The organism is Streptomyces parvus, from assembly GCF_032121415.1.
Lineage (GTDB): Bacteria > Actinomycetota > Actinomycetes > Streptomycetales > Streptomycetaceae > Streptomyces > Streptomyces globisporus_A.
In genome coordinates this window covers 6,054,974-6,068,085 of the sequence record NZ_CP135079.1, presented here as the reverse complement: position 1 = coordinate 6,068,085, position 13,112 = coordinate 6,054,974, and the positions used below count along the sequence as shown (strand labels likewise).

Here is a 13,112-nt window from a genome sequence, read left to right as displayed (position 1 = left end):
TCAGCGCAACGCGCTCTTCCCCTGCCACTCGGTCCACGAGAGATTCCACGCGCCGAAGCCGTTCCCCGGCGCGACCACGCCCTTGGTGTCCTTGCCGGTGATCTCGAACGGATCGCCCGGCCGCACCTGCCCGTAGAACCAGGCCGCGTCCGCGTCGCTCATACCGATGCACCCGGAACTCCGGTTGGCCCTGCCGAGATGGCGGGCGTTCCACGGGGCGGCGTGGGCGTACATGCCCGACCAGGTCAACCGCATGGAGTGGTCGACCATCTTGTCGTAGGCGTCGGCGAGGCCCACCGTCTCGGAGTTCATGTTGATCGTGCCCTCCTTGGCCATGAGGACGGCGGTCCCTCGCCAGGACCGCTTGTCGCCGCCGGGCGTGCCGCCGGAGACCGGGATCCGGCGGACCGTCCTGCCGTCCCGTACGAGGGAGAGCCGGTGGCGGTCGAGGTCGACCTCGACGATCTGCCGGTCGCCGATGGTGAAGGCCGTCGTGTAGTCGCGTACGAACCAGCCGCCGTCCGCGCCGGAGTCGGTACCGTTCAGCTCGGCTTTCAGCGTGACCTCGGTCCCCGGCTTCCAGTACGTTTCGGGCCGCCAGTCCACCCGGTCCCGGCCCGACCAGTCGCGCATCCAGCCCCAGGAGCCCTCGGTGTCGTTCGAGGTGGTGACCTTGAGCTGCTTCTCGACCTCGGCCCGGTTCTCGACCGGATGGTCGAAGACCAGGGAGATGGGCTGGGCGACGCCGACGGTGGTGCCCGTGCCCGGTCGCCAGTCGACCTTGTTGACCTCGGCCGCCGCCGCCGTGGTGAAGCCGGACCGGACACTCCGGGCGGTTCCGCCCGCACTCCGGGTCGCGGCCGTCACCTCGTACGCCTCGCCGGGTACGGCCTTGCGGTCGGAGACCCAGGACCGGCCGTCGGCGGCGGCCTTTCCGGCCAGCCGGCGGCCCTCGGTGTCGGTGACGGTCACCGAGGTGAGGCGGCCGCCCGAGACCGTGACCCGTACGGGCTCACCGGCCGGGGTCTGCTTGCCCGTCGGTGTGACGGAGACCGTGACGGGCCGGTCGGCGGGGCTCGGTGTCGCCTCGGCGGCCGGGGCACCGGGAGAGGCGCTCGTCGAGCAGGCGGCGAGAGGGGTCACCAGAGCGGCCACCACGGCGGCGCGGACGCGGGCGTGGACCAGTACGGGTATGCGTGACGAGCGGGGCAACAGGACCTCCGGGAGAGCCGCGAGAGAGCCGGACGAGTCGGCGATGCTGCGACTGTAGAGCCGGAAAACCCCAGTTCAGACGCCGTGGGGCGATGTGACGGCGACTGGTGAGGAACGGTCATGGTCCGGTCACATTCGCCGCTCGGAGCGGTCATGAAGCGCTGTGAGCATCCTCCGCATCCCCGCGAAACGTCCGGGGAGCCGTCCCCGCGACCGGGTCCGGGGAGAAGGAGAGGCCAGACCGTGTCAGCGCTGCTCGTGCCGTCGTCGTCCAGCCCCGTGCGCCGCGCACGGAACCGGGGCCTTGCCCTGGACACCATCAGCCCGAAGACCTACCGCGCCTTCCTCACGTCTCCCGAAGGCCGGGCCCTCGGCCCCGGCTTCCTCCAGTGCCCGTCCTGGGCCGCCGTCAAAGAGGGCTGGCACTCCCGACTGATCGGCTGGGGGCCCGATCCGGAGGTGGGCGCGCTGACGGGGGCGGCTCTGGTGCTGCTGCGTCAGTTCCCCGGCACGCGCAAGTACTTCGCCTACCTCCCCGAGGGCCCCGTCGCCGACTGGAGCGACCCCGACGTCGACGACTGGCTCGATCCGCTGCTGGAGTACCTGCGCCGTGCGGGGGCCTTCGCCGTGCGCATCGGCCCGTCGCCCGCCTACCGGCGCTGGGACGCCGCCCGGCTCAAGCCGCTCGCCGCACCGGGCCGCCGCCTCGATGACGTCCTGGCCAGCGAGGTCGACCCCCTCGGCTCCGCCGTCGCCGACCGGCTGCGGGTCAGGGGCTGGCGGCGCTGCGGTGGCGACGGGACGGACCAGGGCGGGGACGCCCAGCCCCGCCACGTCTTTCGGGTTCCGCTCGCCGGACGCACCCCGGACGACCTGTGGACCGGGCTCAACCAGGAATGGCGACGCAATGTGCGCCGGGCCCGGAAGGAGTGCGTGGAGGTGGTGGTCGGCAGTGCGGCGGACCTGCCCGAGTTCAGCCGCCTGCTCACCGTCACCGAGCGCAGGGACGGATTCCGTCTCGGCCGCTCACTCGCGTACTACGAGCGTCAGTACGCCGCTCTCAACGCCGAGGAACCGGGCCGTATGAAGCTGTACCTCGCCCGGCACCGGGGCGAGATCCTGGCCGCCCACACGATGATCGCGGTGGGCCGCCGGGCCTGGTACCAGACCGGTGCGTCGGCCGACCACCGCCGCGAGGTCAGGCCCTCCAACGCCCTTCAGTGGCGGATGCTGCTGGACGCCCACGCGGCCGGGGCGGACGTCTACGACATGCGCGGGGTACCCTCCACTCTCGATCCGGAGGAACGTGCGTACGGATTGCTGCGGTGGAAGCTCGGCACCGGTGGGCAGGTCGTCGAGACGTTGGGGGAATGGGAGAGGCCAGTGGGCGGCAGCGCCAACCATGCGCTTCACCGTGCCTTCCAGGCATACCTGAACCGCCGATGAAGCAGCCGCCACCGATGGCACGCGCCGTCCGCACCGCCGCGGTCCCGCAGGGCACGAAGGCGGCGTTCGCCGCTCCGCGCGGCAGTGCGGTCATGGCCGCCGGATCCGTCGTCGCCCGCGCCACCGGTTTCGCCCGGTTTGCCGTGGTCGCTGCGGCCCTGGGCACCATCGGGCCGACCGCCGACGGCTACGCGGTCGGCAACGCCCTGCCCACCATCGTCTACATGCTGCTGCTGGGCGGCGCGCTGAACGCCGTCTTCGTGCCCGAGCTGGTGCGGGCCGCGAAGGAGCGCCCCGACGCGGGGGCGGCGTACACCGACCGGCTGGTCACCGTCTGCGTCGTCGCCCTGCTGGCCATCACCGCGACCGCGGTGTGGGCCGCCCCCACCATCGTCGACGTCTACACCGACTACACCGGTCGGCAGGCGGCGATGACCGTCGCGCTGGCCCGCTACTGCCTGCCCCAGATCTTCTTCCTGGGGCTGTTCACCCTGCTCGGGCAGATACTCAACGCACGGGGCCGGTTCGGCGCGATGATGTGGACGCCGGTCCTGAACAACGTCGTCGTCATCGCCGTCTTCGGCCTCTACCTCGCCCTGTCCCCGGGGGGCGGCGACAACACCCTCACGCCGACCGGGACCGCCCTGCTCGGCTGGGGCACGACCGCCGGTATCGCCGTCCAGACGCTCGCCCTCGTCCCGGCCCTGCGCGCCGCCCGCTTCCGCTGGCGGCCCCGCTTCGACTGGCGCGGCAGCGGCCTGGCCCGGCCCCTGCGGGCGGCCGGCTGGCTGGTGCTGCTGGTCCTCGCCAACCAGGCCGCCTACTGGGTCACCACCCGGCTCGCCACGAGCGCCGGCCTCGACGGCGGACCGGGGTTCGGCGCCTTCAACAACGCCTACGTCCTGTGGGTCGTACCGCACGGCGTCATCACCGTCTCCGTGGTGACGGCGCTCCTGCCGCGGATGAGCGCGGCGGCGGCCGACGGGAACCTCACCGGGGTGCGGCGCGATGTCTCCCACGCCCTGCGGGTCTGCGCCGCCGGCGTCGTACCCGCCGCCTGCGCGCTGCTCGCCCTCGCGGGGCCGGTGACGGCCCTCGTCTTCGGTCACGGCAGGACCAGTGCCGCCGACACGGCCGCCCTGGCCGGAATCCTGATGGCCTTCGCTCCGGGGCTGATCGCCCTGTCCGGCCAGTACGTCCTGTCGCGCGCCTTCTACGCGCTCTCCGACACCCGCACACCGTTCCTGCTCAACCTGGTGATCGTCGCCCTCAACGCGGGACTGTCCCTGGCCGCCGCGCACCTGCTGCCGGCCCGCTGGGCCGTCACGGGCATGGCGGCGGCCTACTCGCTGGCTCTGTGCGCGGGCTGGGCGCTGACCGGCTGGGTGCTGTGCCGCCGGCTCGATGCCGTGCAGCCCCTCCGGTCCTCCCCCGTGGCCGCCCACGCACGCCTGCTGCTCGCCGCCGTCCCCGCCGTCGCGTTCGGCCACCTCGCGTCCCTCGGCGCGGCACCGGCGGGAGCCCTGGCCGCCACCGCCGCCGGCGCGGCCGCCGTCGGCCTCACCTTCGCCCTGCTCGCCCGTCCACTGCGGCTCACCGAACTGAACGCGCTGTTCCTGCGTGTACGCAGTCGGCGGGTCCGGACCTGACCCGCCCACCACCGAGGGAGAACAGCCGATGTCCCGCGTGCTCCTCGTCGAGGACGACCCCTTCGTACGTGAGGGGGTCCAACTCGGTCTGCGCCGACGCGGCCACGACGTACGAGCAGCCGGAACCGGCGAGGACGGCCTCGCCGCGCTGGCCGAGTTCCGCCCCGATCTGCTGCTGCTGGACCTGATGCTGCCCGGTATGACCGGCGTACAGGTCTGCCGGCGCATCCGGGAGCACAGCCAGTTGCCGATCATCATGCTCACCGCGCGCGGCGACGACTTCGACGTGGTCATCGGTCTGGAGGCCGGTGCCGACGACTACATCGTCAAGCCCGCCCGGCCCGAGGTGATCGACGCCCGGATCCGGGCGGTGCTGCGCCGTATGGACGACGGCTCGACGGGCCGCCCGGCCATCGAGGTCTACGGCGACCTCACCATCGACCGGGTCGGACTGACGGCGTCGAAGGCCGGCCGGCCCCTGACGCTCGCTCCCTCGGAGCTGAGACTGCTGCTGCACCTTTCCGCCGCTCCCGAGCAGGTGTTCAGCAGGCAGCAGCTCCTGGAGAACGTCTGGGAGCACACCTTCCACGCCGACGGCCGCCTGGTCGACGCCTGCGTCGCCCGGCTGCGCGGGAAGATCGAGGACGAGGTCGGCAACCCGCGTTACGTCCAGACGCTGCGGGGCTTCGGCTACCGCTTCGGCCCGCTGTGATCACCGTCCCCCGCCCCGGCCGCCCGCGCGGCGGCGGAAACGAGCGAGCGGACGGCGCGGGGCCGGCCGCGCCCACGCGGAAGCGTTCGCGGGTCAGGGCGTTCGGTCTGCGCACCCGGCTGCTGGCCGCCTTCCTTCTGGTCGCCGCGGTCAGCGCCGGCACGACATCCGCCCTGACCTACCGCGAGGCCCGCAACGCGCTGCTCCAGACCGCCCAGGACACGGCCGTCTCGACCTTCCGCGACCAGGTCGAGCGGACGGGCTGGGGGCTGCCGCTTCAGGAGGAGGGGCTGGAGGAGATCCTGCGCGACCTCGCCCGCACGGGCAAGCCGCGCCCCTGGGTGGTGTTCGCCGAATACGGTTCGATCCGCGCGTCCTCGGGCGAGAACCCGGTCTCCTCCGTCATCACCCCCCAACTGCGCCGGGCCGCGACGGCCGACCGGTACGGCAGCTTCCAGCGGGTGGTCAAGGACGGCGTCCCCTACCTGACCATCGGCATGCCCACGGTCTTCAAGACCGGCCCCGACAGCGTGCTTCCCAGCGGGCTCGTCCTGTACGCCGTCATGCGGATGACCGACGAGCAGGTCAACGTGGACGCCCTCCTCATCGCCGCGCGGAACGGCGCCCTGCCCGGCCTCGCGGTCGCGCTCGTGCCCGCCCTGCTCGCGGCGCGCAGCGTGCTGCGTCCGGTACGGGAGCTGCGCCGTGCGGCCCGGAGCATGGGGAGCGGCAGACTCGACACCCGTATACCGGTACGCGGCCGGGACGAACTGGCCGACCTGGCCGACACGTTCAACGAGTCGGCGGGCCAACTGGAGCGCTCCGTCGGTGAACTGCGCGAGGCCGAGGCGCGTGCGCGCCGCTTCGCCTCCGACGTCTCGCACGAACTGCGCACCCCCCTCGCCGGGATGCTCGCCGTCACCGAGGTCCTCGACGAGGACGCGGACCGCCTGGACGCCGACACCGCCCAGGCGGTCCGGCTGGTCAGTACGGAGACCGGAAAGCTGGCCGTGCTCGTCGAGGACCTGATGGAGATCTCCCGCTTCGACGCCCGCGCGGCCGAGCTGAACTCCGACGAGATCGATGTCGCCGAGGCGATCCGCAAGACCCTCCAGGCCCGGCACTGGGCGGACGACGACCGGATCCGCACCGAACTCCCCGCCGGGATCCGGGCCCGCCTCGACCCGCGCCGCTTCGACGTCGTGATCGCCAACCTCGTCGGGAACGCGCTGCGGCACGGCGGCGCGCCCGTCTCCGTGCTCCTGCGCACCGAGGCAAGCTCCTCGGGCACGCTCGTGCTCGTCGTCGAGGTCGCGGACCGCGGCCCCGGCATCCCCGCCGCCGCGCTCCCGCACATCTTCGACCGCTTCTACAAGGCCGACGCGGCCCGTACGCGCTCGCCCGGCAGTGGCCTGGGCCTGGCGATCACCCTGGAGAACGTGCATCTGCACGGCGGCACGATCCGCGCGGGGAACCTGCCCGGCGGCGGTGCCGTCTTCACCGTCGAGATCCCGCTCCGGGCCGAGGAGGCCGGCAGATGAGGCATACGGTGCGGGGCGGTGTCCCGAGGAGGCGTGCGTCGTGGCGCGGTCTCGCCGCGGCCGTCGTCGGGGTACCGCTGGTGGGCGGCTGCGGGATCCAGGACTCCGACGTGATCGAGGCGGGCGGCCCCGCGACGGTCGAGGCCTTCCTCAACCGTGACGCCGACATGCTGCTCTTCTTCCGTTCCCCCGACGGCGGGTTGAGCCCCGTGATCCGGGAGGTCGGGGCCTCGGCCGGGTTCGGCGACGAGTACATCGGACCGGGCGCCGACGACCGGGACCCCTCCGGGCCGGCGGGCCCCGCACCCACGGAGAAGGTCGTCCTGGCGCTGCTCTCCGGCCCCGGCGGGGCCGACCGGGCCGCCGGACTGACCACGGCGCTTCCCGCTGTCCGCGAGAAGGGAACCGTGCAGGTGGAGGTCTCCTCGGACGGCGGCATCACCGCCCGCCTGCCCCTCGCCGTGCAGGCACTGGACGCCACGGCCGTACGCCAGTTGACCTGCACGATCGCCTACAACCAGGCCAGGGACGGCCGGGGGGTCGTGACGCTGACGGGGCAGGACGGGGCGCAGAGGTCCGGTTCCTGCGGGCTTGCCCCGGGTGCGTCCGGCTGAGAACGGCTCCTCGGCCGGACGTCCGTCAGAAGAACACCCCGCACCGCAGCAGGACGTTCGCGTACGGCCGCGCCTCCCCCGTACGGACCACCAGGCGGGCCGTCGCCGTCAGCGCCTTCAGGTCGTCGTGCGGGACCGACTCCAGCCAGGGGAAGTGGGTGTCGAGGAGCGCCGCGGCCGCCGGGTTGGCGTCGCGGATCTCCTCGGCGGCCGTCGCTCCCTCGACGACCAGCTCGTCGAGCAGGCCGTCCAGTACCTCGGCGAAGGACGGAGTCCCGGCGCGGAAGGCCAGGTCGACGATGCGGGGGCCGGACGGTATCGGCATGCCGGCGTCGCAGATCAGGACGGTGTCGCCGTGGCCGAGTTCGGCGATCGCGCCCGCCAGATGGCGGTTGAGGATGCCCGACTTCTTCACAGCGCGTCGACCTCCTCCAGCGTCGGGAACGACTCCTGCGCCCCCCGTGCCGTGACGGCCGCCGCGCCCACCCGCACGGCGAAGGCCGCCGCTTCCCGCAGGTCGTCGCCCCGGCCGAGGCGCCAGGCCAGGGCCGCGGTGAACGCGTCCCCGGCGCCGGTCGTGTCGACGGCCTCGACCCGCGGGCTGACGAGGTGGTCCAGGGAGCCCGTACGGCTCTCCGCCACCAGGGCCCCGGCGGCACCCAGGGTGATGACGACCGAGCGCGGGCCGAGCGCGAGGAGCGCCGGGGCCCAGTCGTGCGGCCCCTCCCCCGCCTCCTCGCCCAGGATGTACCGCGCCTCGTGCTCGTTGACCACCAGCGGATCGCAGGCGGCGAGCACCTCCCCGGGGAGCGGGGCGGGCGGCGACGGGTTGAGGACCAGCCGGGTGTCCGGCCCCCGGCCGCGTACCGTCTCGGCCACGGTGTCCAGCGGGATCTCCAGCTGTACGGAGATCACCCGGGCGGCGGCCAGCAGCGGGGCCGCCGCCCGGACGTCCTCGGGCGTGAGGCGTGCGTTGGCCCCCGGGGAGACCACGATGCTGTTGTCGCCCGAGGGGTCGACGGTGATCAGCGCGACGCCGGTGGGGGCCCCGCCGACCAGGACGCCGTCCGTGTCCACGCCCGCCGCACGCTGGGAATCCAGCAGGAGGCGTCCGTGGCCGTCGTCGCCGACCCGGGCGAGCAGGGCCGTCCTCGCACCGAGGCGAGCGGCGGCCAGCGACTGGTTGGCGCCCTTGCCGCCGGGGTGGACGGCCAGGTCGGAGCCGAGGACCGTCTCGCCGGGGGCGGGGCGGCGCTCGACGCCGATCACCAGGTCGGCGTTGGCCGACCCGACGACCAGCAGGTCGTACCGGTCGCCGGGGGCGTTGTCGTGCATGGGCGTGCTTCCTGCTTTCGTCGGTCCGGGATCAACTGTCCGGTGCGCTGTGCGGTTCAGGAGAAGTCGGCGACATTCTCCCGGGTGACCACCTTGACCGGCACCTTCACCGTGCTCGCGACCTGCTCGTCCTTCGCGGCCTTGACCGCGTTCTGCACGGCGATCTTCCCGAGTTCGGCGGGCTGTTGGGCGACCGACGCGTAGAGCGTGCCGGCCTCGACCGCTTTCAGGCCGTCCGGGGTGCCGTCGAAGCCGACGACGGAGACGGACTTCCCGGCCTTGCTGCCGAGCGCCTTGACCGCGCCGAGCGCCATCTCGTCGTTCTCGGCGAAGACGCCCGTGACACCGGGGTGCGACTGGATCAGGTTGGTCATGACGTCGAGGCCCTTGGTGCGGTCGAAGTCCGCGGGCTGCTTGGCGACCACCTTGATGTCCGGGTACGCCTTCAGCCCCTCGGCGAAGCCGGCCCCGCGCTCACGGCTGGCGGAGGTGCCCGCCGTGCCCTGGAGGATGACGATGCTGCCCTTGCCGCCGAGCTTGTCGGCCAGCGCGTCGGCGGCGAGCTTGCCGCCCGCCACGTTGTCGGAGGCGACGAGCGTTGCGGTCTCGGCCTTGTTGACGCCCCGGTCGGCGGCGATCACGGGGATGTCCGCCTTGTTGGCGCTGCGGACGCCCGGTCCCACGGCGTCCGAGTCCACCGGGTTGACGATGATCGAGGAGACTCCCGAACTGGTGAAGTTCTGCAGTTGGTTGGCCTGCTGGGAGGCGTCGTTCTGGGCGTCGGTGACGGTGAGGTCGATGCCCGCCTTCTCCGCTTCCGCCTGCGCGCCTTCCTTCATCTGCACGAAGAAGGGGTTGTTGAGCGTGGAGAGGGACATGCCGACCTTCGTCGTTCCCCCGGACGAACCGGAGTTGAAGTAGGAGACAGCGCCGACGACGAGGGCCACGGCGAGCGCCGCCCCGGCGAACTTGAGCGCTCCCCTGCGCCCGGCGCCCGGGGCGCCGGGGGCCGTGCCGGCCGGGGAGGCCGCCCCCGAACCGGCCTTGCGGCGCAGCGTGTCGAGCAGGACGGCGAGGGCGATGACGACGCCGATGACGACCTGCTGCCAGAACGCCGACACGGAGAGGAGGTTGAGGCCGTTGCGGAGGACGGCGAGGATCAGCGCGCCGATCAGGGTGCCGGACGCCTTGCCGACACCGCCGGCCAGGCTCGCCCCGCCGATGACGACGGCGGCGATGGCGTCGAGTTCGTACCCCTGGGCGGCCTGCGGCTGGGCGGAGACGAGGCGCGAGGCCAGGACGATGCCCGCGACGGCGGCGAAGAGGCCGGACAGAGCGTAGATGACGATCTTCTGGCGCTTGACGCGGAGACCGGAGAGCCGGGCCGCCTCCTCGTTGCCGCCGATGGCGTACATCGAGCGGCCGATGAAGGTGCGGCCGAGGATCAGCGCGGTGATCAGGCCCATCGCGATCATCACCAGGACCGGTACGGGGAGCCAGCCGCCGAGTGTGTCACCGAGCCGTGAGACGGAGTCGGGGAAGGCGATCGGGCTGCCCTGCGAGATGACGAGGGAGAGACCGCGGGCGATGGAGAGCATGGCCAGCGTCGCGATGAACGGCGGGAGTTTGCCGTACGAGATCAGGGCGCCGTTCACAAATCCGCAGGCGATGCCGGTGACGATCGCGAGGACGACGGCCAGGACGACGGGTACGCCCGCCGATGTCGCCGACCACGCGAGGACCGTCGCGGACAGAGCGGCCACCGAACCCACGGAGAGGTCGATGCCCGCCGAGACGATGACGAAGGTGACGCCGAACGCGAGGATGGCGGTGACGGCCGCCTGGACACCGACGTTCAGCAGGTTCTGGGTGGTGAGGAAGTCGCCGGAGAGCAGCGACATCGCCACCACCAGGACGACCAGGGCGCTCAGGGCTCCGTTGTCGAGCAGGACGCGTCGTATCACGGAGGTGCCCCCTGCGCCCGTGTCACTCTTGAGTGTCTCAGTGGCCACGGGGGCCCTCCTCTTCGTTCTTCGGTACGGGGTGTTCGTGGGGAGCGGCGGTGGAGACCGCGAGGGCCATCACCGCGTCCTGGGTGGCTTCTTCGGCGGGGAGTTCCCCGGCGATCCGGCCCTGGGCCATGACGAGGACGCGGTCGCTCATGCCGAGCACCTCCGGCAGATCGCTGGAGATCATCAGGACGGCGTGGCCGGAGGCGGTCAGTTCGTTGATGAGCTGGTAGATCTCGACCTTGGCGCCGACGTCGATGCCCCGGGTGGGCTCGTCGAGGATGAGGACCCGGGTGTCGGCCAGCAGCCATTTGCCGATGACGACCTTCTGCTGGTTGCCGCCGGACAACGTACGCACATGCTGGCCGAGGCCGGACATGCGGACGCCGAGCTGCTGCGCGATGCGGGCGGCGGCGGTGCGCTGGCCCTTGAGGTCGACGAACCCGGAGCGGGTGGCGGACCGCAGGGTGACCAGGCCCAGGTTCTCCTGCACGGAGGCGTCGAGCACCAGCCCCTGGCCCTTGCGGTCCTCCGGTACGAGGCCTATCCCTGCGCCCATCGCGGCGGGGACGTCGTGCCGGGCGAGGCGTTCGCCGCGTACGTCGACGGTGCCGGCGTCGTACGGGTCCGCGCCGAAGACCGCGCGCGCCACCTCCGTACGCCCGGCGCCGACCAGTCCGGCGAGTCCGACGACCTCGCCCGCGTGCACGTCGAAGCTGATGTCGTGGAAGACGCCGTTACGGGTCAGCCCCCGCACGGACAGCAACGCGTCGCCCCTGCCGGGGCGTTCGCGCGGGTACTGCTGCTCGATGCTGCGGCCGACCATGAGCTGGACGAGTTCGTCCTCGGGGGTGGAGGCCGGGACCTGGTCGATGCTGCGGCCGTCGCGCAGGACGGTGACGCGGTCGCCGAGTGCGGCGATCTCTTCCAGGTGGTGGGTGATGAAGACGATTCCGACGCCGTCCTCGCGGAGCTGGCGGACGATGGCGAAGAGCTTGTCGACCTCTTCCGAGGTGAGCACGGCGGTCGGCTCGTCCATGATCAGGACGCGCGCCTCCAGACTGAGCGCCTTGGCGATCTCCACCATCTGAAGCCGGGCGATGCCCAGTTCACGCACCTTGGCATCGGGGCGCACGTCGACGCCGACGCGGCGCAGCAGCTCTGCGGCGTCCTGGCGCATCCGGCGGTGGTCGACGAGCCCGTAGCGGCGCGGCTGGCGGCCGAGATAGATGTTCTCGGCCACCGTGAGATCGGGGACGAGGTTGAACTCCTGGTAGATGGTGGCGATCCCGAGCCGTTCGGCGTCCTGCGCACCGTCGATGCGCACCTCGCGGCCGTCGGCCAGGATGCGGCCGCGGTCGGGGCGGTAGGCGCCGGAGAGCATCTTGATGAGGGTGCTCTTGCCCGCGCCGTTCTCGCCGAGCAGGACATGGACCTCGCCTCTGCGGAGGTCGAAGTCGACGTTGTCGAGCGCCACCACGCCGGGGAAGGTCTTGCGCAGACCCTCGATGCGCAGCAACTCGTCGGGCGCGGTGGTCGGTTGCTCCTCCGGTGGGGTCACCGGTCGCTCCTCTGGTTCGTGGCGGCCCCGCCGCACGAGCGGCGTACGACGAGGCGGGCGGGCAGGGTGACGGACTGCGGGGTCCGTCCTTCGATCAGGTCGGCCAGTGCGCGCACGGCGGCCCGTGCCAGGTCGGCGGTCGGCTGGGCGATGGCGGTGATCGGCGGATCGGTGTGGACGAACCACGGGATGTCGTCGAAGGCGGCGAGCGCGATGTCGTCGGGCACCCGCAGGCCCCGCGCCCGGATCGCGTCGAGCGCGCCGAGGGCCATCAGGTTGTCGGCGGCGAAGACGACCTCGGGCGGCTCGGCCAGGGCGAGGAACCGCTCGGTGGCCCGCCGCCCGCTGGTGGCCTGGAAGTCGCCCTGCCCGATGTAGGCGTCGGGCAGGGCGAGTCCCAGCCCCCGCAGGGCCTCCCGGAACGCTTCGACGCGCTCGTTGCCGGTGGTGGTGGCAGCGGGCCCGGCGATGATGGCGAGCCTGTGGTGACCGAGTCGGTGCAGATGGGCGACGAGATCCTTGACCGCGCCCGTACCGTCGGCCCGGACGACGGGCACGTCGAGGCCGGGGATCCAGCGGTCGACGAAGACCATCGGCGTACCCCCCAGGGCGACGTCCCGCATCAGCGGGGAGCCGCCGTCGGCGGGCGAGACGAGGAGCCCGTCGATCCTGCGGTCGATGAGCGTGCGGATGTGGTGGTCCTGGAGCTCGGGCCGCTCGTCGGCGTTGCCGATGATGACGCTGTAGCCGAGCGCGCGGGCCTCCTCCTCGACGAAGCGGGCCAGCTCGGTGAAGTACGGGTTGAGCACATCGCTGATGACCAGGCCGAGGGTGCGGGTCTGGGCCGTGCGCAGCGACCGGGCCACCGCGTTGGGCCGGTAGCCGAGCGCTTCGACGGCGGCGAGGACGCGGGTGCGCGCCTCTTCGCTGACGGACGGATGGCTGTTCAGCACGCGCGAAACCGTGGCGACGGACACCCCCGCCTCGGCCGCGACATCCTTGATGCTCGCCATGTCCGGACCACCTCCTTGTG

Annotated in this window: 11 protein-coding genes; 5 read left to right on the top strand and 6 right to left on the bottom strand. The window is 72.5% G+C overall.

What is annotated here, in order from left to right:
• Nucleotides 1–1,212, bottom strand: a complete 1,212-nt coding sequence (locus RNL97_RS28255) for a L,D-transpeptidase (RefSeq protein WP_313751353.1) — start codon at nucleotides 1,210–1,212, stop codon at nucleotides 1–3.
• Nucleotides 1,213–1,455: 243 nt separating this feature from the next.
• Here RNL97_RS28255 and RNL97_RS28250 point away from each other — a divergent pair, with 243 nt between their 5' ends.
• Genes RNL97_RS28250 through RNL97_RS28230 form a run of 5 tightly spaced genes read left to right on the top strand, consistent with a single transcriptional unit; the run spans nucleotide 1,456 to nucleotide 7,174 of the window.
• Nucleotides 1,456–2,658 carry a lipid II:glycine glycyltransferase FemX gene (locus RNL97_RS28250; RefSeq protein ID WP_030582714.1) on the top strand — a complete coding sequence of 401 codons (1,203 nt, stop codon included), beginning with the start codon at nucleotides 1,456–1,458 and terminating at the stop codon, nucleotides 2,656–2,658.
• A 14-nt stretch (nucleotides 2,659–2,672) separates the two neighbouring features.
• Nucleotides 2,673–4,307, top strand: a complete 1,635-nt coding sequence (gene murJ / locus RNL97_RS28245; protein WP_398867034.1) for a murein biosynthesis integral membrane protein MurJ — start codon at nucleotides 2,673–2,675, stop codon at nucleotides 4,305–4,307.
• A gap of 28 nt (nucleotides 4,308–4,335) precedes the next feature.
• Nucleotides 4,336–5,019, top strand: coding sequence for a response regulator transcription factor (locus RNL97_RS28240; RefSeq protein WP_030582720.1), 684 nt, complete (start codon nucleotides 4,336–4,338; stop codon nucleotides 5,017–5,019).
• Entirely contained in the window at nucleotides 5,016–6,560 is a 1,545-nt protein-coding gene (locus tag RNL97_RS28235; protein ID WP_313751352.1) for a HAMP domain-containing sensor histidine kinase, read from the top strand. Before RNL97_RS28240 ends, RNL97_RS28235 begins: the two co-directional genes overlap by 4 nt.
• Nucleotides 6,557–7,174 (top strand): hypothetical protein, encoded by a 618-nt coding sequence (locus RNL97_RS28230; RefSeq protein ID WP_313751351.1) that lies wholly within the window; start codon nucleotides 6,557–6,559, stop codon nucleotides 7,172–7,174. The genes RNL97_RS28235 and RNL97_RS28230 overlap by 4 nt, the downstream gene beginning before the upstream one ends.
• Before the next feature lie 25 nt (nucleotides 7,175–7,199).
• Here the strand turns inward: RNL97_RS28230 and rbsD are convergent, their stop codons facing one another.
• From rbsD to RNL97_RS28205, 5 genes are read right to left on the bottom strand one after another with little or no spacing between them, the layout of a single operon-like run.
• Nucleotides 7,200–7,589, bottom strand: coding sequence for a D-ribose pyranase (gene rbsD / locus RNL97_RS28225; RefSeq protein ID WP_030582730.1), 390 nt, complete (start codon nucleotides 7,587–7,589; stop codon nucleotides 7,200–7,202).
• A complete protein-coding gene (locus RNL97_RS28220) occupies nucleotides 7,586–8,509 on the bottom strand; it encodes a ribokinase (protein ID WP_313751350.1) in 924 nt (307 codons plus the stop codon). The genes rbsD and RNL97_RS28220 overlap by 4 nt, the downstream gene beginning before the upstream one ends.
• A 56-nt stretch (nucleotides 8,510–8,565) precedes the next feature.
• Nucleotides 8,566–10,521 (bottom strand): ABC transporter permease/substrate-binding protein, encoded by a 1,956-nt coding sequence (locus tag RNL97_RS28215; protein ID WP_030582737.1) that lies wholly within the window; start codon nucleotides 10,519–10,521, stop codon nucleotides 8,566–8,568.
• On the bottom strand, nucleotides 10,511–12,079 hold the full coding sequence (locus RNL97_RS28210) for a sugar ABC transporter ATP-binding protein (protein ID WP_313751349.1): 1,569 nt from the start codon (nucleotides 12,077–12,079) through the stop codon (nucleotides 10,511–10,513). Before RNL97_RS28210 ends, RNL97_RS28215 begins: the two co-directional genes overlap by 11 nt.
• A complete protein-coding gene (locus RNL97_RS28205; RefSeq protein ID WP_030582743.1) occupies nucleotides 12,076–13,092 on the bottom strand; it encodes a LacI family DNA-binding transcriptional regulator in 1,017 nt (338 codons plus the stop codon). Before RNL97_RS28205 ends, RNL97_RS28210 begins: the two co-directional genes overlap by 4 nt.
• Nucleotides 13,093–13,112: the final 20 nt, after the last annotated feature.

Bases quoted from the DNA above. Each gene is read 5' to 3' on its own strand.
- murJ (WP_398867034.1), top strand. From the start codon at position 2,673: ATGGCACGCGCCGTCCGCACCGCCGCGGTCCCGCAGGGCACGAAGGCG.
- RNL97_RS28240 (WP_030582720.1), top strand. From the start codon at position 4,336: ATGTCCCGCGTGCTCCTCGTCGAGGACGACCCCTTCGTACGTGAGGGG.
- RNL97_RS28230 (WP_313751351.1), top strand. From the start codon at position 6,557: ATGAGGCATACGGTGCGGGGCGGTGTCCCGAGGAGGCGTGCGTCGTGG.
- RNL97_RS28220 (WP_313751350.1), bottom strand. From the start codon at position 8,509: ATGCACGACAACGCCCCCGGCGACCGGTACGACCTGCTGGTCGTCGGG.
- RNL97_RS28205 (WP_030582743.1), bottom strand. From the start codon at position 13,092: ATGGCGAGCATCAAGGATGTCGCGGCCGAGGCGGGGGTGTCCGTCGCC.